Origin of the sequence: Solwaraspora sp. WMMD937 (genome assembly GCF_029581175.1) — a bacterium.
Taxonomy (GTDB): Bacteria; Actinomycetota; Actinomycetes; order Mycobacteriales; family Micromonosporaceae; genus Micromonospora_E.
This window is the reverse complement of the sequence record NZ_CP120738.1, coordinates 2,341,115-2,360,753: the sequence shown is the minus strand read 5'-3', so window position 1 is coordinate 2,360,753 and position 19,639 is coordinate 2,341,115. Positions and strand designations below refer to the sequence as shown.

Annotated in this window: 13 protein-coding genes and 1 pseudogene; 7 read left to right on the top strand and 7 right to left on the bottom strand. The window is 67.7% G+C overall.

The annotated features are described in order from the left end of the window. Nucleotides 1-185: 185 nt before the first annotated feature. The 3 genes from O7621_RS10205 to O7621_RS10195 form a co-directional block, all read right to left on the bottom strand. Entirely contained in the window at nucleotides 186-701 is a 516-nt protein-coding gene (locus O7621_RS10205; protein WP_282233736.1) for an SRPBCC family protein, read from the bottom strand. 3 nt (nucleotides 702-704) lie between these two features. Then, nucleotides 705-1,046, bottom strand: coding sequence for a metalloregulator ArsR/SmtB family transcription factor (locus O7621_RS10200; protein WP_282233735.1), 342 nt, complete (start codon nucleotides 1,044-1,046; stop codon nucleotides 705-707). Between the two features lie 205 nt (nucleotides 1,047-1,251). Further along, nucleotides 1,252-2,067, bottom strand: a complete 816-nt coding sequence (locus tag O7621_RS10195; protein WP_282233734.1) for a hypothetical protein — start codon at nucleotides 2,065-2,067, stop codon at nucleotides 1,252-1,254. Nucleotides 2,068-2,218: 151 nt separating this feature from the next. On the opposite strand from O7621_RS10195, the gene O7621_RS10190 reads away from it, so the two are divergent. Beyond that, complete coding sequence (locus O7621_RS10190) at nucleotides 2,219-2,521, top strand: hypothetical protein (RefSeq protein ID WP_282233733.1); 303 nt, start codon at nucleotides 2,219-2,221, stop codon at nucleotides 2,519-2,521. A 730-nt stretch (nucleotides 2,522-3,251) separates the two neighbouring features. Continuing rightward, entirely contained in the window at nucleotides 3,252-3,776 is a 525-nt protein-coding gene (locus O7621_RS10185; protein WP_282233732.1) for a hypothetical protein, read from the top strand. Between the two features lie 1,051 nt (nucleotides 3,777-4,827). Here the strand turns inward: O7621_RS10185 and O7621_RS10180 are convergent. After that, a pseudogene (locus tag O7621_RS10180) lies at nucleotides 4,828-7,485 on the bottom strand (ricin-type beta-trefoil lectin domain protein); the annotation flags it as partial. Nucleotides 7,486-7,539: 54 nt separating this feature from the next. On the opposite strand from O7621_RS10180, the gene O7621_RS10175 reads away from it, so the two are divergent. Both O7621_RS10175 and O7621_RS10170 read left to right on the top strand, forming a co-directional pair. Next, entirely contained in the window at nucleotides 7,540-7,902 is a 363-nt protein-coding gene (locus O7621_RS10175; protein ID WP_282233731.1) for a type II toxin-antitoxin system RelE/ParE family toxin, read from the top strand. Next, nucleotides 7,899-8,216, top strand: coding sequence for a helix-turn-helix transcriptional regulator (locus O7621_RS10170; protein WP_282233730.1), 318 nt, complete (start codon nucleotides 7,899-7,901; stop codon nucleotides 8,214-8,216). The genes O7621_RS10175 and O7621_RS10170 overlap by 4 nt, the downstream gene beginning before the upstream one ends. 11 nt (nucleotides 8,217-8,227) lie before the next feature. Here the strand turns inward: O7621_RS10170 and O7621_RS10165 are convergent, their stop codons facing one another. Both O7621_RS10165 and O7621_RS10160 read right to left on the bottom strand, forming a co-directional pair. Continuing rightward, complete coding sequence (locus O7621_RS10165; protein WP_282233729.1) at nucleotides 8,228-9,475, bottom strand: helix-turn-helix domain-containing protein; 1,248 nt, start codon at nucleotides 9,473-9,475, stop codon at nucleotides 8,228-8,230. Next, nucleotides 9,472-9,615 (bottom strand): hypothetical protein, encoded by a 144-nt coding sequence (locus tag O7621_RS10160; RefSeq protein WP_282233728.1) that lies wholly within the window; start codon nucleotides 9,613-9,615, stop codon nucleotides 9,472-9,474. The genes O7621_RS10165 and O7621_RS10160 overlap by 4 nt, the downstream gene beginning before the upstream one ends. Nucleotides 9,616-9,845: 230 nt before the next feature. On the opposite strand from O7621_RS10160, the gene O7621_RS10155 reads away from it, so the two are divergent. The 3 genes from O7621_RS10155 (at nucleotide 9,846) to O7621_RS10145 (ending at nucleotide 11,485) form a co-directional block, all read left to right on the top strand. After that, complete coding sequence (locus tag O7621_RS10155) at nucleotides 9,846-10,694, top strand: helix-turn-helix transcriptional regulator (protein WP_282233727.1); 849 nt, start codon at nucleotides 9,846-9,848, stop codon at nucleotides 10,692-10,694. Next, nucleotides 10,684-10,863, top strand: coding sequence for a DUF397 domain-containing protein (locus O7621_RS10150; protein WP_282233726.1), 180 nt, complete (start codon nucleotides 10,684-10,686; stop codon nucleotides 10,861-10,863). The genes O7621_RS10155 and O7621_RS10150 overlap by 11 nt, the downstream gene beginning before the upstream one ends. Nucleotides 10,864-11,113: 250 nt before the next feature. After that, nucleotides 11,114-11,485: a helix-turn-helix domain-containing protein gene (locus tag O7621_RS10145; RefSeq protein ID WP_282233725.1), complete on the top strand. Its 372-nt coding sequence runs from the start codon at nucleotides 11,114-11,116 to the stop codon at nucleotides 11,483-11,485. 69 nt (nucleotides 11,486-11,554) lie between these two features. Here O7621_RS10145 and O7621_RS10140 read toward each other — a convergent pair whose 3' ends face one another. Beyond that, nucleotides 11,555-19,378, bottom strand: coding sequence for a ricin-type beta-trefoil lectin domain protein (locus O7621_RS10140; protein ID WP_282233724.1), 7,824 nt, complete (start codon nucleotides 19,376-19,378; stop codon nucleotides 11,555-11,557). Between the last annotated feature and the right edge of the window lie 261 nt (nucleotides 19,379-19,639).

The following is a 19,639-nucleotide window of genomic DNA, read 5'->3' as shown; positions in this document are numbered from 1 at the left end:
CCCGGCCGGATCCACCGCCGGAGCGTACCGGCGTACGCGGTTACCGCACAGTCACCAAACGGGTCGCGCTGCCGTCGCCTCCGTGCAGGCTCGGCACGTAGCAACACCGTGAGCAGGACGTTCCGCCAGCAGCCAAATGTAACTCTCGGCCAGTTACATTTCCACGACTCTGGTTGCATTTCGAGTTACATTTGACCGGTGCTGCCCTGCCGCTGGGTGAGTTCGGCGACGTAGGCCGCCAGGTTGCTCAGCGTCTGCTCGCCGCCCTCGATCGCGTGGTACCTCTCCACGGCCTGGTCGCGCAGCTCCCTGGTGGGGAAGACGGTACGCATCACGATCCGCGTCGCCGCACCGTCCGGCGCGAAGGCCAGGGTCGACTCGAAGGCGTTCGGGTCGTCGCGGGACTCGCCGTGCAGCAGGGCGATCCGCTGCGGTGGGACGATCTCGGTCCAGGTGATCCATTCGGAGTAGTTGGTGCCGTCCGGGCCGTGCATCACGAAGTCCCACTCGCCGCCGACCCGGAACTCGAAGGACCGCGTGGTGGTGCTGAACCCCTCCGGACCCCACCACCGTGACAGGTGCCGGACCTCGGTGAACGCCTCGAACACCAGCTCCGGTGGGGCGTCGATGACCCGGGAGATCACGATCTCCCGGTCGGCCGTCGCCGGCTCCGCCGATGTTTCCCGCTCTGCTCCTGCCATCGGTCACTGCTCCTGTCGTGTCTGCTTGAGGTCCTGCACGTAGCTGTCCAGCCGGTCGAAACTGCCGTTCCAGAACTCCTCGAATCCGCCGACCCACTCGTGGATCGGCCGCAGGCCGCCGGCGTCCAGGCCGTAGAGGCGCTGCTTGCCCGACTCGCGGGCCCGCACCAGCCCCACCTCCCGGAGCACCCGCAGGTGCTTGGACGCCCGTGGCTGACTCATCCCCAGCTCCCGGGCCAGGTCGGTCACCGGCCACTCACCCGCCCGCAGCAGCGCCAGGATGTCCCGGCGCTGCGGCTCGGCGATCGCGTTGAAGACGTCCGACGTCGTCGCTGCTCGTGCCACGCCAGCCATCATATTCCCATAACGGAATGCGTCAAGCCGGCCATGCCGCTCAGCAACGCACCGGCGAACTACCAAAACTGGAGGACGCCAACTACCTGAATCCGAGCGGACGAGCCCGGATCGCACACTGCTTGTGACTGCCCGGTTGTCCGTGTCGGCGGGCAAAGCGCCACGTGACACCGCTACCTGAGGAGGCTGGTAGGGGTCAGGCTGGGGTGAGGCCGATGGTGGTGGCGAGGCGGGTCAGGTCGGGGGTGGGGCCGGCCCGTAGGAGCGTGGCGACGACGGCGTGGGCGACCGGCCGGGTGCGGGTTTCGGCGGGGGCGATCTGGTCGGCGGTGATGATGGCGCGGGCGGCGGCGGTGGGGTTGCCGGTGTCGAGGTGGGCGCGGGTGATGTCGATGAGGTGGGCGGCGCGGTGTTCGGCGGGTAGCTCCCGCCAGCCGTGACCGGCGGTGGCGTGCTGGTGGTGGGTGATGGCCTGGTGCGGGTCGCCGAGGGCGGCGGCGAGGTGGACGCGGGCGAGCGTGACCGCGGTCGGCCCGAAGGCGGTGGTGGTGTCGCCGTGGTCGGGGCGCCGCTGGTGGTGGCTGATGGTGGCGGCGAGTGTGTCGGCGTGGTCGGTGAGCTGGTGGGCGGTGGCGGGGTCGTTGCCGGTGGCGGCGGCGAGGGCGGCTTCGATCAGCAGGGTGCCGGCGAGGGCCTGGTCGTCCGGTGCCGGGTGGTCGGTCGTGGCCGGGTCGATCAGCGGTACGGCGGTGAGCGCGGCTCGCGTGGCGAGGGTGCTGCGGTGTGCGGCGCGGAGTGCCTGGGTGAGGGCGGTGGCGGCTGCGGCGGTGTGCCGGGGGTGGTTGTTGGCGGTGGCGATGGCGCGGTCGGCGGCGAGCCAGGCGAGGTGGGGTTCGTCGAGTTTGGTCAGCAGGTGGGCGGTGAGCCGGTAGACGCGGGTGAGCAGGTACGCGGCGTCGGGGGCGTCGCTGGTGGTGGTGTGGCGGGTGTGGGTGAGCAGGTCGGGCAGCATGCGGAGCAGTTGTGGGTAGTGGGCGTGCTGGTAGGCGGTGTGGGCGTACTGGATGCGGTGGTGCAGGTCGTCGGCGGGCGGTGTGGGTTGGTCGGGGGTGGGGGTGTCGTAGCGGGCGAGGGCGGTGCGGAGGTGTTCGACGGCGGCGGCCGTGGTGTGGACCCGCGCCCGCGAACACCTCCGAGCCGCGCTACGACTCCAGGACGACGAGTACAGCCGCGAAGGAGCACTACGCAACGCCCTGCTCGCCACCACCTACGTCCGGCAGGACCAACCCGAACTGGACAAGGCACTCGCCCTCGGAAACCAGGCCGTCCAGACCCTCACCGGGCAGGTCACCTCCGCCAGGTGCATCAAACACGTCCGCAACCTCGTCGGCGCACTCGGCCCCTACCGACGCACCACCGCCGTCCGCCAATTCTGCAACGACACCAAAGACCTCATCATCACCTGATGAATGTCTCGTCTATGGACCGCGCACCTATTCCAATTCTCGCTGCCTCGAGATTGAGGACTGGCGGGCAGATAGCCGCAGTTCGCCCCACGGCATAAAGTCGATCGCCACTGCTTCGATCGCGCTGCCAACCGGTGGAAAATCGGAGGGCGTAACCCGCGTACCCGCCTCGGCGAGCATGACGAAATCGATGAATGCGTGGAGTCCCGAGGGAGGGGATGTCAGAGATACCTCGACACCGAAGTGTTCCCGATGTCCCGTCACGACGCACTGTACGATCTGGAACTTGCGGAGGTTGGCCTCCCGCCATTGTCGATCTTCATCTACCATTTGTACCCCTGATAGAAGTTTATCCACCTACGGCCATCTATTAGCTGATTGAGCATTGCTATCTTACTTCTAGGAATAAGCCACTGATACTCACCCGGCTTATTGTCGTGGGTGCGTCGATACTGGGATGCGGGGAAAATGTGTTTCGAATTCTGGTTTCATTCTGTACTCCCAGTAGCCGTCTTCGTAAATTCCTTGTACGGCGTACTGCTGAGCCACCTCCTCAGTGTCGCCGAGATAGGCTGTTCCGGGATGTCTGCCGTTATCCGGATGGTTGGCGGGATCAAGTCCATTTGCCTCAGCGTCCTTATTTCCCCGGTGTGGCGCTCGATATAGTTTGGTCCCACCTTCTTCGCTCCCTAGCTTACCGCCGCCGCCGCTGGATCCACCGTTGGAGCGGGTGCTGGCGCCGGTGTTGCCGCCGGGTTTGGAGGTGGCCTTGCCGCTCCCGCCTCCTGCGCTGGTCCGGCCGCGGCCTCCGCTGCTGGTGGAGGCTTTGGGGTTGGTTTTGGCCTGGGCTTGTTTTTGGACGGGGTTGCCGGTCTTCTTCGACGCGTTGACAGCTTTGAGCGATCTCCTTCGCCCGCTCGACATCCTCATCACTCGGCCCCGCGTTCCCGCCGTCGTTCGTCTCCTTCGGCGTCACCTTTGGCCGCTGATCACGGATTTCGTGCCCGCCACCCGTCTGCGGATACGCCTTCAGCTTCCCCTCGTTGTCCCCCGTCACATACAAACCAGTCGGGTCAGACAACGTCACCGGACTGTTACCCGCATACGTGTAGCCGTGCATCTGCTGCGAATCGGTCACATCCATGACCGGATCCATCGACACGAACTGGCCTATGTGTCGTCGCTTCCCGAAAAGGTTACTGACGCGATCGCCGTGGGTCTGGCGACGACCGGCAGACGTCGCCAGACTCAATGAGGAGCAGCATCCAGCGCAGAGTGTCGCCTTAACCCTACAAGACTCCCCCAATTTCCAGCCAAGAGCGAATTTCCCTTCTAACCCCTTCATCTTCGACGCGAGATAGTACCCACGGCAGAGCAGACAGGATCAGCTCCACATCTTGCAATCCGGGAAACTTCACCTCAATCGGCATTATCGCCCCACCACAAACAGGCGCGTAAAATCCCTCGCCCGCGTTGAGGTAATCGGTCCTCCGTTTTTCGGATTCCGCGATTGCACGTTCACGCGTGAGAGGAAGCTGCCGCAGAGCCCACTCGGCAGAAGCATCCGGTGTAAGAATTTGCGGGAGCCCGGAAATCGGAGGTTTGAGCCGAAAGGCGAGCGCTGCGATTCTGAGCATCCAGTATGCACCAGTCGCAGCCCTTACAGCCCCCCGATCAACAGCCAGCAGGATGGCCTCTGCGGCGAGGTTGAGATCGTCTGTGCGTCGGGCTGGGGTTACGTCCCGGAGGGGATGGGCGCTGGCCTCTAGGGACTCGAAGATCGATAGCCACCACTGCGGCGAGGTGCCCTCAGGGAAGCGACTGGAGACCCAGGCAGCTAGCCCCCCTTCAGGCGCAGCTCGCATTTCACGAAGATCCGACTCTACTGTCATTTACGGCGCCCTCCCGCCGAAGTCACGGATAGTTGCGAGTGGTATCCTGATGCCAGCTTGACCGAAGGCATTTACCCCTTGATTGATGAACGATGCGGCACATTGAGCACAGGGCGGCGTATAGTGACCCGTGTAGTTGTCGAAAGATGTAACCCTGCCGCCACTTGCAAATGCAATTTGCCCAGCACCAACAACTGGGGATCCACCACTGGAAATTGTATGGTGAATTCCAGGCAAGTCGCTAACAATGTTGAGGCTTCCCCCCTCCCCCACCGTCCAGAGATACCTACCACCACCTGCGGCTGCCTGTGAAAACTCGGCAGAGCCAGCCGCAATTGCGGAGACCCCCTCGAAATCGGCTGCCATCTGCTCGAATGGCAGGTCACTCGATTTACTATTGCCAACCACTCCATTGCCGCAGTTGTGTACGAGGACCGGCGTGTTGCCGGCTACTACATGGTAGGTGTGGACGTGGCTGATGGTGAGGTTGTGGACGGTGGCGTGTGGGACGGTCCAGCGTTGGATTGCGGTGATCTGGACCCAGGTGCCGGTGCTGGTGTGGAGCCATTGGCCGGGTTGGAGGTGGGTGGCGTCGATCCACTGGTTGAGTTCGGGGACCCAGAAGGGGTGTCCGTCGGTGGCGGTGATCTGGGCGGTCTCCGGGCCGTGTTGGCCGTCGGTGTCGATGGTGATGGTGATGAGGTGTTTGATGCCGTCGCCGGTGATGGTGGTGGTGACGGTCTCGATGCTGGTGGTGCCGGTTTCGGGGTCGGTGGCGATGACCTTGTCACCGGGCTTGACCTGCTCGATCGGCGTGGTGGTGCCGTCGGCCATCAGGACCTTGGTGCCGGGGGTGAAGCTGTTGTTCAGCGGGCAGCTGTCGGCGGGCTTGCCGCCTCCGCCGGTGGTGCCGCCGTTGGAGCGGGTGCTGGCGCCGGTGTTGCCGCCGGGTTTGGATGTGGCCTTGCCGCTCCCGTCTCCTGCGCTGGTCCGGCCGCCGCCTCCGCTGCTGGTGGAGGCTTTGGGGTTGGTTTTGGCCTGGGCTTGTTTCTGGGCGGGGTTGCCGGTCTTCTTCGACGCGTTGACAGCTTTGTTGCTGGTGGTGTTGGCCTTGTCGGCGGCTTTCTTCGCGGCGGCCTGCGCGGCACGTTTCGCCCGCTCGGCGGCCGCCTTCTTCGCGTTCAACGCGACGGTCTCGGCGGCGCGGGCCGCCCGCAGCACCGCCTGGGCGGCGGCTTTCGCTTTCTGCCAGGCCCTGATCGCGGAGAAGGTGCGTTCGACGGCCTTGACGATCCTGCCGAACGCTTTGAACAGTTTGAGGGCGGGTACGAACTCGGTGATCAGGTCGACGCAGGACCACACGTCGCCGCCGAAGCAGCCCAGCGCGGCGTTGAGGCCGATGAACTCCTTGAGCACGTCCCAGGCCACCGACAGGATGACCGACGTCATGGACCGGCCCGCGGCCGACTGGGCCTGGGCGACCTGCGCGGTGGACAGACCCGCACCGGCCAACGCCGCCGCCCGCTCCGACGCGGTCAGGCTGATCGACAGACCCGACGGGTCGGCGTGGGTGACCGGGTTGTTGTGCGCGTACGCGTACCCGTTGGACTGCAACGGGTCCGCCACATCGAGGACCGGGTCGGCGGACAGGAACCGGCCCACCACCGGGTCGTACAGGCGGGCACCCAACGGGGTGTAGCCGGACGCCTCATCCGCAGTCGCGCCCAGGAACCCGGCCCGGGTCTTCAGATTCGTGGCCAACACGTCGACCGCGCGGGGGTTACCGAACGGATCCCGCTTCAGGACCCGTACCGGCATCCCCGACAGGGTCGAACCGACCTCCGCGTACGGGCTGCCCTGATGATCGGCCGCGACCGCCGCCAACTGGACCGACGCCGACCCGTAGGCGTACCGCAGCATGCCGCCACCCGGCACCGCGTAGCTGCGCTGACTGTTGACGTTCACCCCACCAGCGGCCACCGTGACCACCGCGTCGGCCAGGTGCAGCGTCGCCCGCCGGTCCTGCACGGTCAGCAACCGCGCCCCGTCCGGACCGTAGACGTGCCGGGTCTCGTCCTGCGCCGACCACACCTGACCGGTCGCGGCAGCATCACACACGGCCAACACGACCGGCGTCGAGTTGGCGGTCGCACCACCATCGACCGCCAGACACAGACCGGACCCGGTGTGCCGCAACTGCCCGGCCGCCGTACGGGTCAACCGCTGCGCCGCGGTGCCGTCACACACACGCAACTGCACCAGCGACCCGGCCGTGTCCCCGTCCGGCTGGACACACCAGTCGTCGTACACCCGCAACGTGCCCAGATCGGCATCCGGCTGCCCGTCCACCACCGTGAACGACCACCGCTGCGCCGTCGTACCGTTGCACTCGTACAACTGCACCTGCTGACCGGCAACCGCGAACCCCGCCTGCAGGTCCAGGCACTTACCCACCACACCCACGTAGGCGGTCCCGCCACCACCGCCCTGACCGGCGATCCGCTCCACCTGACCGTCGTAGGTCCAGGTCAGCTCCTGCACATCACCGGAAGACACCGACCGCACCGACCGCGTCTCACCGGTCGCCTCGTACAACCGCTCGGCTTCGGCCGTCACCTGCGCACCCGCCGGCGTCACATAGTCCTTACGGACCGACGTCAACGTGCGCGGCTGCGACCCGTCCGCGCCGCCGTAGCCGTACGTCGTCGTCGCGTCCTTCCCGGTGTCACCACCGAGGTCCTTCTCCACCAGCTCCGACCGGTTACCGAGCAGGTCGTAGGAGTACTCCTGCCAGTAGCCGGCCCCGTCCGGACCGGACGCCACCGACGCGGCAGCCGGCGCCACCGCGCACGAGGTCTGGTCGGCCGCCGTCCACGCCCCGGTCAGCTGGCCCAGCGGGTCATAGCCGAAACACTGCCGCTCCTGAATGCCGGCCGCGTGCTCCCGGATCGCGGTGACGTTACCGGCCGGGTCGTAGCCGTACGACCGGTGCGACACCAGGTTCCCACCGACGATCGCCTGATCACCGGTCCGCTCCCGGAACACCCGCTGATCGGTCAACGCGCCACCGGCCTGCCCCGCACGGCAGACCACCCCTCCTTGTTTACCTTTCGCTATACTCGGCGGGTGGCAGCTGGCGAGTGGGACATCTACGTCGTCGACGAGGTCCGTGACTGGATCGACAGTCTCGATCCAGCGGCCTACGACCGCGTCGTCCACGCGATCGACCTGCTCGCCGCCGCCGGACCTGGTTTGGGCAGACCCCTGGTAGACACGATCCAGGGCTCGTCGATCGCGAACCTCAAGGAGCTACGTCCAGGAACCGTACGGATCCTGTTCGCCTTCGACCCTTGGCGTTCCAGCATCCTGCTCGTCGCCGGCGACAAAACCGGCCGGTGGAACGAGTGGTACACCGACGCCATCCCACTGGCCGAACACCGCTACGAGATCTACCTGAAAGAACGCGCCGAGCAGGAAGGGGAACCGTGATGGGCTACACGCGCTGGAGCGACGTCCGGAGCGCCTACGTCGAACGGGCCGGCGGCGAGGAAGCGGTCGAGGCCGGCAAGCGGGAACTGCTGGCCACCATCGTCGGACACCGCCTCGCCGAGGTACGCAAGGCCCGAGGCCTGACCCAGCAACAGGTCGCCGACCGGATGGGCGTTACCAAGGGTCGAGTTTCCCAGATCGAACAGGGCAAAATCTCCGGGCAGGATGTCGTCGCCCGCTACGCCGCCGCGCTCGGTGGCCGGCTTCACCAGGCCATCTACTTCGACGACGGCGACATCGCCGCGATCGCCTGACCTGCACCCCATCACCGCGTCAGCGTGGTGAGGCCGATGGTGGTGGCGAGGCGGGTCAGGTCGGGGGTGGGTGCGGTCTGTAGGAGCGTGGCGACGGCGGTGTGGGCGGTGGGTCGGGTGCGGGTTTCGGCGGGGGCGATCTGGTCGGCGGTGATGATGGCGCGGGCGGCGGCGGTGGGGTTGCCGGTGTCGAGGTGGGCGCGGGTGATGTCGATGAGGTGGGCGGCGCGGTGTTCGGCGGGTAGCTCCCGCCAGCCGTGACCGGCGGTGGCGTGCTGGTGGTGGGTGATGGCCTGGTGCGGGTCGCCGAGGGTGGTGGCGAGGTGGGCGCGGGCGAGCGTGACCGCGGTCGGCCCGAAGGCGGTGGTGGTGTCGCCGTGGTCGGGGTGCCGCTGGTGGTGGCTGATGGTGGCGGCGAGTGTGTCGGCGTGGTCGGTGAGCTGGTGGGCGGTGGTGGGGTCGTTGCCGGTGGCGGCGGCGAGGGCGGCTTCGATCAGCAGGGTGCCTGCGATGGCGTGGTCGTCGGGTGCCGGGTGGTCGGTCGTGGCCGGCGTGATGAGTGGTACGGCGGTGAGCGCGGCTCGCGTGGCGAGGGTGGGTCGGTGCAGAGCGCGGAGTGCCTGGGTGAGGGCGATGGCGGCTGCGGCGGTGTGTCGGGGGTGGCCGTTGGCGGTGGCGATGGCGCGGTCGGCTGCGAGCCAGGCGAGGTGGGGTTCGTCGAGTTTGGTGAGTAGGTGTGCGGTGAGCCGGTAAACGCGGGTGAGTAGATACCCGGCGGTGTCGGACGGGGCATCGAAGTGGGCAGTCGTGTGGCGGGTGCGGGTGAGCAGGTCGGGCAGCATGCGGAGCAGTTGTGGGTAGTGGGCGTGCTGGTAGGCGGTGTGGGCGTACTGGATGCGGTGGTGCAGGTCGTCGACGGGCGGTGTGGGTTGGTCGGGGGTGGGGGTGTCGTAGCGGGCGAGGGCGGCGCGGAGGTGTTCGACGGCGGCGGCCGTGGTGTTGGTGGTGGGTTCGGGTCGGCTGGTCGTGGTGGGGCCGAGGATGGTTTCGGGGGTGACGCCGAGGACGGCGGCGACGGTGTGGACGACGGAGATGCGGTCGAGGGAGCGGATGCCGCGTTCGACCTTGTCGACCCAGGAGTGGGATTTGCCGATCCGGTCCGCGAAGACCTGCTGGGTCAGGCCACGCCGGGTGCGGAGTTGGGCGATCCGCCGACCGATGGGCAGTTCGGCGATGCGGTGGCGGCCGGGCGCGGTCATCGGTGCATGCTCCGGTGGATCTCCTCGGTGGTCTCGCCGCAGCGGGGGCACCACCGGGACTTGACCCGGAACGCGAACAGGCCGAGGAGGAAGCCGGGCATCAGACCGGCGAACACTATCGGTAGCAGTCTGGCGATCACAAGCACTCTCACCTTCTGGCGGGGGCCGGCGGGCCGGAGCGTTGCCACGCCCCGACCCCCGACGGGTCGCCGCGTTGCCGCAGCGACACACCCTGCGGGGCTGATTCGTGGCGTATCGACTACAGATTGCAGCATCACTTGATGCATGGCAAGACTACGTTCATGATCAATGAATAGAAGCATGTCCTTAGGGGCAGACAGATGAGCAACGGTCGTGCAGAATCATGGCCATGCCTCGATTTGCCCCTGCCACTCCACGCTCCCGGCGACTCGGCCGCGATCTACGCAAGCTCCGCGAAGCCAAGGGACTGACCGGCGAGGAAGTCGCGAAGTCGGTCCGCTGCTCGTCGTCGCGGATCAGCCGGATCGAGTCCGGCGAGATCAAGCCACGTGCCGGTGATGTCATGGAGCTGCTCGTCGCCTACGGCGTCCCGCTCGACGCCGAGCCCGGCTCGTCGCTGCTGGCCCAGGCCCGCGACCTGCGCGAGGACGGCTGGTGGCAGCGCGTCGGCGGCAAGTACGCGACGTACATCGCCTACGAGACCGAAGCCGTCGAGCTGAAGAACTACGAGCCGACGCTGGTGCCTGGTCTACTCCAGACCGAGCGCTACGCCCGTGCGGTCAACATCATCGGCCGGGAGGTCGACCCGGACACGGTCAACCAGCGCGTCGCCACCCGGATGACCCGACAGGAGGTGCTGCACCGGCAACCGACCCCGCTGCGGCTGCACGCCGTCCTGTCCGAGGCGGCACTGCGCACCGAGGTCGGCGGCCCGGATGTACTCCGTGACCAACTCTCCCACCTGGTCACGCTCAGCGAGTTGCCCAACGTCACGATCCAGGTGTTGCGCTTCGAAGCCGGCGCACACCTGGCCGACAGCAGCGGCTTCGCGCTGCTCAGCTTCGAGCGGGACGATCCACCACTCGGCTACATCGAGACCCTGGCCGGTGAGCTGTTCCTTGAGTCGACCCGCGACCTGGCGCGGATCTCGGCGGCGTACGACAATCTGAGGATGCTGGCGATGTCGCCCGCCGAGTCGGTCAAGCTGATCAAGGAGCTGAGCGAGGATGGAACGTAACGCCTGGCGCACGTCGAGCCGATCCGGCAGCAACGGCCAGTGCGTCGAGGTCCGCGACCGGGGCACCCAAATCGATGTACGCGACTCCAAAGCCCCCGCCGCCGGCACGCTGACCTTCGCCCCCGCCGCCTGGACCACCTTCACCACCACCCTAAAAACCAATCCGTAAGAAACCCGCCAGCGTTCGTGCCGGCTCGCCACCCCTTCGGGGCCGGCACGAGCACGGCTTGCCCTACCTCGCGCCGCCGCCCGACCCACGATCACGAATCGCGACCAGGAACATGGACACCGAAGGCCTTGGGCCCACGACGTCGGGCTGGGTCGACGGCCGACTCGCCACAACACTCGGACGCTGGCTTCTCTTCAACAGCGCGCCTGCAGTCGATGTGTGGACTCGGCTGGGACCGTAAGATCATGGCATGACCCCCGAGTTCCCCCGCATACTGCAGGGCCTGATGGAGAACCGTCGTCTTTCGCCGAAGGCTCTCAGCTACGCATCGGGATGCGCCCGGTCCACAATCCATCAGTTGCTCTCCGGCAGAACGGTCCCTAACTTGGATTTTCTCCGGAGGGTTTCCCTCGCCCTGCAAATTCCCCTAGCTGACCTCATCGTCATTTCTGGCGTGCCGGTGGAGTCGAAATCTGATCTACCAGCACCGCACCCCGCAGCCGACGAGATCGGTCGCCTTATCGCTGCCGTAAGCCACCTGAGTCCCGCACAGGTAGAACAACTCATTGAGATCACCGGCAAAATGAGCGCACATACCCCACAGACTACCGAGGAGGAGTGAAATCATTCGAGTGATGCCCCGATGCCCCGGCCTCTTCAGATCAACTCGAACATACCGTCCACGCAGATGCTACCGCGGCGGCTTGTACTGCACCCACTTTGCACCACTCACATCAAAACCACTTGAAGTCAAAGCCCTTTGTGCGATACTTTTAAGGATCGATCCACCTGGCCAATAGTGGCCGGAGAAGTTGCCATATTTGACAATATTCCCGTCTCGCCCTACGGTAAATTCGCCCGCCATAATAACCGGCTTCCGCTGGGATGCACTTGTGTGACCAACCTCGTCGTGAGCGCTATACCCGATTGCTCGAACCGACCAATCCGGCATAACTACAAACACGTACTCTTCTCCAGGCGTAAGATTCCCGCCAGACGTCGTCCAGGAACTCTCCGGAATCCGGGCCTGCTGGTCACTGTCGGCTCCACCTTCACCTACATGCCACAGCCTAGCTGGACCTTCGCCCTCCTCGCTGCCGCAGTTGTGCACGAGGACCGGTGTGTTGCCGGCTACTACATGGTACGTGTGGACGCGGCTGATGGTGAGGTTGTGGACGGTGGTGTGTGGGACGGTCCGGCGGTGGATGGCGGTGATCTGGACCCAGGTGCCGGAGCTCGTCTGGAGCCATTGGCCGGGTTGGAGGTGGGTAGCGTCGATCCACTCGTCGAGTTCGGGGACCCAGAAGGGGTGTCCGTCGGTGGCGGTGATCTGGGCGACACCGGGGTCGCTGTGGCCGTTGGTGGTGTCTGGGTCGCCGCCCTCGTCGTCGTGCTGGCCGTCGGTGTCGATGGTGATGGTGACGAGGTGTTTGATGCCGTCGCCGGTGATGGTGGCGGTGACGGTCTCGATGCTGGTGGTGCCGGTTTCGGGGTCGGTGGCGATGACCTTGTCACCGGGCTTGACCTGCTCGATCGGCGTGGTGGTGCCGTCGGCCATCAGGACCTTGGTGCCGGGGGTGAAGCTGTTGTTCAGCGGGCAGCTGTCGGCGGGTTTGTCTCCTCCGCCGCTGGATCCGCCGTTGGAGCGTGAGCTGGCGCCGGTGTTGCCGCCGGGTTTGGATGTGGCCTTGCCGCCCCCGTCTCCTCCGCTGGTCCGGCCGCCGCCTCCGCTGCTGGTGGAGGCTTTGGGGTTGGTTTTGGCCTGGGCTTGTTTCTGGGCGGGGTTGCCGGTCTTCTTCGACGCGTTGACAGCTTTGTTGCTGGTGGTGTTGGCCTTGTCGGCGGCTTTCTTCGCGGCGGCCTGCGCGGCGCGTTTCGCCCGCTCGGCGGCCGCCTTCTTCGCGTTCAACGCGACGGTCTCGGCGGCGCGGGCCGCCCGCAGCACCGCCTGGGCGGCGGCTTTCGCTTTCTGCCAGGCCCTGATCGCGGAGAAGGTGCGTTCGACGGCCTTGACGATCCTGCCGAACGCTTTGAACAGTTTGAGGGCGGGTACGAACTCGGTGATCAGGTCGACGCAGGACCACACGTCGCCGCCGAAGCAGCCCAGCGCGGCGTTGAGGCCGATGAACTCCTTGAGCACGTCCCAGGCCACCGACAGGATGACCGACGTCATGGACCGGCCCGCGGCCGACTGGGCCTGGGCGACCTGCGCGGTGGACAGACCCGCACCGGCCAACGCCGCCGCCCGCTCCGACGCGGTCAGGCTGATCGACAGACCCGACGGGTCGGCGTGGGTGACCGGGTTGTTGTGCGCGTACGCGTACCCGTTGGACTGCAACGGGTCCGCCACATCGAGGACCGGGTCGGCGGACAGGAACCGGCCCACCACCGGGTCGTACAGGCGGGCACCCAACGGGGTGTAGCCGGACGCCTCGTCCGGTGTCGCGCCGAGGAACCCGGCCCGGGTCTTCAGATTCGTGGCCAGCACGTCGACCGCGCGGGGGTTACCGAACGGATCCCGCTTCAGGATCCGTACCGGCATCCCCGACAGGGTCGAACCGACCTCCGCGTACGGGCTGCCCTGATGATCGGCCGCGACCGCCGCCAACTGGACCGACGCCGACCCGTAGGCGTACCGCAGCATGCCGCCACCCGGCACCGCGTAGCTGCGCTGACTGTTGACGTTCACCCCACCAGCGGCCACCGTGACCACCGCGTCGGCCAGGTGCAGCGTCGCCCGCCGGTCCTGCACGGTCAGCAACCGCGCCCCGTCCGGACCGTAGACGTGCCGGGTCTCGTCCTGCGCCGACCACACCTGACCGGTCGCGGCAGCATCACACACGGCCAACACGACCGGCGTCGAGTTGGCGGTCGCACCACCATCGACCGCCAGACACAGACCGGACCCGGTGTGCCGCAACTGCCCGGCCGCCGTACGGGTCAACCGCTGCGCCGCGGTGCCGTCACACGCACGCAGCTGGACCGCCGACCCGGTCGTGTCCCCGTCCGGCTGGACACACCAGTCGTCGTACACCCGCAACGTGCCCAGATCGGCATCCGGCTGCCCGTCCACCACCGTGAACGACCACCGCTGCGCCGTCGTACCGTTGCACTCGTACAACTGCACCTGCTGACCGGCAACCGCGAACCCCGCCTGCAGGTCCAGGCACTTACCCACCACACCCACGTAGGCGGTCCCGCCACCATCGCCCTGACCGGCGATCCGCTCCACCTGACCGTCGTAGGTCCAGGTCAGCTCCTGCACGTCACCGGAAGACACCGACCGCACCGACCGCGTCTCACCGGTCGCCTCGTACAACCGCTCGGCTTCGGCCGTCACCTGCGCACCCGCCGGCGTCACATAGTCCTTACGGACCGACGTCAACGTGCGCGGCTGCGACCCGTCCGCGCCGCCGTAGCCGTACGTCGTCGTCGCGTCCTTCCCGGTGTCACCACCGAGGTCCTTCTCCACCAGCTCCGACCGGTTACCGAGCAGGTCGTAGGAGTACTCCTGCCAGTAGCCGGCCCCGTCCGGACCGGACGCCACCGACGCGGCAGCCGGCGCCACCGCGCACGAGGTCTGGTCGGCCGCCGTCCACGCCTCGGTCAGCTGGCCCAGCGGGTCGTAGCCGAAACACTGCCGCTCCTGAATGCCGGCCGCGTGCTCCCGGATCGCGGTGACGTTACCGGCCGGGTCGTAGCCGTACGACCGGTGCGACACCAGGTTCCCGCCGACGATCGCCTGATCACCGGTCTGCTCCCGGAACACCCGCTGATCGGTCAACGCGCCACTGGCGTCGTCGTACGACGCCGTCGTCCACACCCGGTGCGGCTGCGCGCCCAACGTCGACCGGAGAACCTGCCCGTACGGCGAGTAGACCGTCTCCGCGCCGTACCAGTCCTGCCCGGACACCGACAGCGGCAACCCGTCAGCCGTGTACCGGACCAGCACCTGCTCGGCCGGCATCCGACCGACCGCCGGCAGATCGACCGATGCCGGCAGCCCGGTGTCGGTGTACGCGTAGCCGTACGTGTACGACGCCGCCAGACCCCACATGTCGGCGACCGACTGGGGCAACGTCAACGTCGTCGACGTCGGCTGGTAGTCGTCGGTGTAACCACCGACCTGCTGTGTGTACGCCAACCCGTCGGTGTAGCGGGTCGCGGCCGCCGGCAGCCCGATGCCACCGGGCGCGGTGTCGTAGCTGTACTCGGCCAGCAACGTCCCGCCCGGCCCGTCGAGCCGCTGCTGCGTCGGCCGGGACAGTTCGTCGTAACCGTTCCACACCGTCACGCCACGCGCGTTCGTCGAGGTCAGCGGCCGGTCCCGGTGGTCGTACGTCAGCGTTGTGCTGCCGGAGTCCGGGTCGTTGGCGGTGACGAGCCGGCCGCGCTGGTCGTAGCTCCAGGTCCACGGGCGGTCCGGGTCGGCGGAGTGGGTGGCCGACGCCAGCTGGCCGCGCGGGTGGTAGCTGTACCGCATGGTGGTGAACTCGGTGCGCGCGGCGTCGGTGAACGTGTCGACCCGGACGGTGCGGCCGATGGCGTCCGAGTAGGTCCGGTACGACGGCGAGCCAGCCGGGTTGATCACGGCGGAGTGGTCGGTGCCGTACTCGTAGCGGGTTGCCCGCTCCGGTGCTTCCGTGCCGCGCAGCACCGGCATCTCGGTGACGACCCGGCCGAGACCGTCGTAGGTGTAGCGGGTGGCGTTGGGCACGGCGGTGTCGGCGAGCGGGGTGAACAGCCCGCCGCTCGGTGCGCCCTCGGCGTAGTAGGCGTTGTTGGTCTGCCACACCTCACCGGAGGTGTTGTAGAGCGTGTCGCTGATCAGCCGGCCGCCGCCGACGGCTTCCTGCTGGCTCTGCCGTTCCCGGCCGAGCCCGTCGTAGAGGGTGACGGCGGTTTCGACCCGGTTTCCGTGGCCGCGGCTGCGGGTGACCACGTACGGCGGTTTGCCGGCCGGCAGGTGGTATTCGGCGCTGAAGTCCGGGACCGCGCCGGCGGTCGGGGTCCGTCCGGGCGCCCAGACTTCGACGAGCCGGCCGAGCGGGTCGTAGGTCGACTGGCTGACGTGCCCGTTCGGGTCGGTGCTGCGTACGGCGACACCGCGACCCGGGTCGACCTCGACGGTCTGTTCGTGGCCGAGCGAGTTGCGTTCGACGACCTCGTAGGCCTGCCCGGTGGCCGGTTCGAAGGTGGTCGTCGAGGTCCTACCGTCCGGATCGGTGCGGGACACCACCCGGCCGATCGCGTCGAAGGCGACGGTGCCGTCGCTCTGGAAACCGGACCCGTCGGCCTTCAACGACCAGGAGCCGGTGACCAGGGCCCGGGTCGACGCGGCGAGGGCGGTGCCGTACGGCTGGCCGTCGTAGCCGACCCGGCTGGCCGAGCTGAGGGTGGTCAGGTCGTCGAAGTCGGCGTCCGCGCACAGCGTCGGGCTGGTCCGCAGCTGGCTGGTCATCCCGATGACGTGCTGGTCGGCCCGGTGCAGGTAGTCGACGTACGTGCAGGACTCGTCGCCGGGTCGGCCGGTGTCGCCTCGGGACTCGACATGCGTGGGCAGCCCGTACGTCGCCTCGTAGGTGGTGCGGGCTTCGACGACCCGTTGGGTGCGGGTGTCGTCGCCGGTCCCGGAGGATCGGGTGTACGTGATCTGCCGGGGTTCGGTGACCCGCCAGGCGCGTAGCGGGCTGAGTCCGTCGTCGCGGTTCCGCCGGGCGAGTTCGGTGGCGGCGGGCACGGTGACGCTGCGGGTCAGCCACGCCGTGTCGGCATCGTCGGCGCTGGTGTAGGTGAGTTCCTCGGCGATCCGGCCGGCGAACGGCTCGGCGTCGGAGGCGATCAACACGCCGTCGATGTCGTGGACGTCGACGGTGTCGCCCAGGCCGCGGAAGTACCGGGTGACGGACTTGCTCCGGCGGCTGCCGATGGCCGGGTCGTCGTCGCCGGTGATCACGGTGACCTGGCCGAAGCCGGCGAACCGCGAGTAGGTGCGGGTGGACTTCTTGGTGAACTCCTGCTCGGCGAGTTTCCAGCCGGCGTCGGCGTAGGAGTACCGGGTGACGGTGGGGTAGGCACCGTCGACGGCGGGCAGTTCCTCGACGGTGTCGACGACGTACTTGTGGAACCAGTCGATGTCCTCGACTGCCGGGTCGGGGTGCCAGTAGGACGGATAGCAGAGCCGGGTGTTGGCCTTCAACGCGGCGGTGTCGTTCTTGCCGGGCAGGCCGGTGCCGGTGTCGCAGGCCCCGGTCGGCTGCTTGTACGTGACGATCGTTTCGCCGCCGTACTCGTTGATGACCCGGCCGATGCGCAGCCGGGAGAAGTTGGGCCGGTCGTCGCGGCGTACCCGGTTGGGCATGTCGTCGGGGTTGGCTTCGAACCGCACCGCGTTGAGGGCGATCTTGTCGTCGGGGTTCCCGCTGCGGCCGTAGCCGGTGCGGGTGACCGACTCCAGCCACAGTGCCGTGTTGAGCCCGGTCCGCAGGATCGGGAAGGACTGCTTGAGCCGGTATTCGTCGACGGTCTGCAGTGCGGTGGAGCCGGGCTGCCGCTGCGCTGAGGTGGTGATCCGGTCCAGTCGTTTGCGGGTGAAGAACGCCGGGGAGGCGTTCCAGCACTTCTGCCCAGCGGTGCAGTGCAGGTCGGCCGGGGTGTCGTACCAGATCCGGTAGTTGCTCGGGTCGGTGCTGGTGAAGTTGGCTTCGGTGCAGGTCAGCGAGCCTTCAGCGAAGCAGCGTTCGGCGACGGTGAAGGAGACCCGGGCCAGCGGCGCGGCCGAGTAGACGCTGTCGGCGCGCTGGCCGTAGTCGATCCGGGTCAGGTAGCCGCCCCGGTCGTAGCGGACCGGGTCCTTGAAGTTGAAGTTGCGGGCGTAGTAGTTGGTCTCCTTCGCCCACCACAGGCTCATCGCGTTGCCGTGGACGTCCTCGACGTAGTCGAGGGACCAGCGCCACGCCTGGGTGCAGGCCGACCCGGCCCAGTTGCCGACCTGGTAGCAGGGTTCACCCGGGTGGTTGCCGTAGACGGGGGCGGTGAGCACCGAGTTGGTCACCGGGTCGCCGGACGACCAGCCGGGCAGCCGGTGCCGACCGAACCAGTGCCGGGTGCCGTCGCGGGTGGTGACCACCCAGTACTCGCCGTCGGCGTCGCCGTTGGCCAGCCCGGAGTCCTTGAGTAGCTGCACCTTGGAGCCGTCGCCGTTGGCGGTGATCCAGGTTTGCTCGTCGTCGTCGAGGACAAGTTCGGTGGTCATCCCGCCCAGCGACAGGGTGGCGTTGTTCGACCCCCAGCACAGGTCACCGGTGCGGTGGCTGGCGTTGTTGGAGCCGGCCTTCTTCGAGTCCTGCCGGCAGTTGGCGTAGCTGCGGGTGATCGACCCGGCGGCGTAGTCCCAGCCGTCGCCGATCCAGGATGCCTGGTTGTTGGTGGCCGAGGTCCGCCCGTCCACCGACTGCGACGAGTACGACAGGTTGACCTGCGGCATCAGCCCGCCGGAGGTCTCCGGCACCTGCACCTGGTAGCCGTAGGTGAACGCGCCGGAGGAGGAACCGGCCGCCCAGGAGCCGGAGGAGAGCAGCGGGGTGGCGGTGTAGTCGCCGGCCGCTGACGCGCCGGTGTCCAGTACGCCGACCACACTCGACGACGTGGCGGACGTGGTGGCCCGGCCTGCTGCGGGCTCGCCCGCCAGCAGCGCGCTGACCGGGACGGTGCCGCGGACCACGCGCCGGGTCGACGCCACCGAGACCTGGCTCGGTGCCGGGGTGAACTCGCCGGTCCCGGTGATGCCGGCACCGCCGGCCTGTGGTCCGGCGCTGCGGCCGGTGCTGCCGTCGGCGGTGGCGCAGTCGCCACTGTCCGGGGCGTCGTAGACGCATTCGGGCAGCAGCAGGAAGCCGAACCGGTCGGCGGCCTGCGGCCCGTACAGGTCGGCGAAGGTGGTGTAGTCGACGGTCAGCGCGACCTCGGCGGCCGGGTCGGCGGTGGCCGGCGGGGTGATCTTCATGATCAGGCCGGCGACGCCGGCGGCCTGGGACGCCTCGGGGGCGGCGAGGCCGACGGCCCAGCTGCCGGCGAGATCGGCCGGGTCGCCATCGGACGGTACGCCGAGCGCGACCGGCAGGTCGTCGACCGGCAGCGTCTCACCAGCGGCCACACCGGTGAGGTCCACGGTGCCGTCGCCGGACTCCCACGGGGTGACTGCCTGCGGTTCGTACGGCACCACCGGTACTTCGTCGGCAGTGGTCAGGTCGGATTCGGCTGACTCGTCCTGGCCGACCCGTTCGGCGTCCGGGATGTCCGGCAGGTCGACCTCGATCGCTTCGCGGCTCATTCCCGGGCCGGGTATCGCCCATGCCTGCGCGGGCAGGACCGTCACCACCATGACCGCCGTCAGCAGGAGCGTGCCGCCCCGGCTGGCAAGCCGTCGGCCGAGCCGGCGTGCTCCGGTACGGGCGGTTCGGTCACCGGCGGCTCGGCGGTCCAGCTGCCAGGACTGTGGACCGGTTCCACGCATGCGCGTCGACTCCCAGGCGCGAAGAGAAGGTGCGGACGGACCGCGAGAGCACACGCCGGGTGTGGGGCACGGTCGTGAGCACTCTGCGTCAAGTTGATCTGACACTCAAGTGAGCGGCAGGTTGACGGCAGGGATCTGAGTGAACTGCGTCACTGGTCAATCACGACCTGTGGTGGCAATCTGCACACAAGGCGTAGAGATCTTGAAATCGCAATACATGGATGAGTTGCCACTAGCAAAAGCTGACAAAGACTCGTATTC

Coding starts and splice junctions, on each gene's coding strand:
- O7621_RS10195 (WP_282233734.1), bottom strand. CDS start 2,067: ATGCTGCCCGACCTGCTCACCCACACCCGCCACACCACCACCAGCGAC.
- O7621_RS10150 (WP_282233726.1), top strand. CDS start 10,684: ATGGAACGTAACGCCTGGCGCACGTCGAGCCGATCCGGCAGCAACGGC.
- O7621_RS10165 (WP_282233729.1), bottom strand. CDS start 9,475: ATGACCGCGCCCGGCCGCCACCGCATCGCCGAACTGCCCATCGGTCGG.
- O7621_RS10205 (WP_282233736.1), bottom strand. CDS start 701: ATGGCAGGAGCAGAGCGGGAAACATCGGCGGAGCCGGCGACGGCCGAC.
- O7621_RS10140 (WP_282233724.1), bottom strand. CDS start 19,378: ATGCGTGGAACCGGTCCACAGTCCTGGCAGCTGGACCGCCGAGCCGCC.
- O7621_RS10155 (WP_282233727.1), top strand. CDS start 9,846: ATGCCTCGATTTGCCCCTGCCACTCCACGCTCCCGGCGACTCGGCCGC.
- O7621_RS10145 (WP_282233725.1), top strand. CDS start 11,114: ATGACCCCCGAGTTCCCCCGCATACTGCAGGGCCTGATGGAGAACCGT.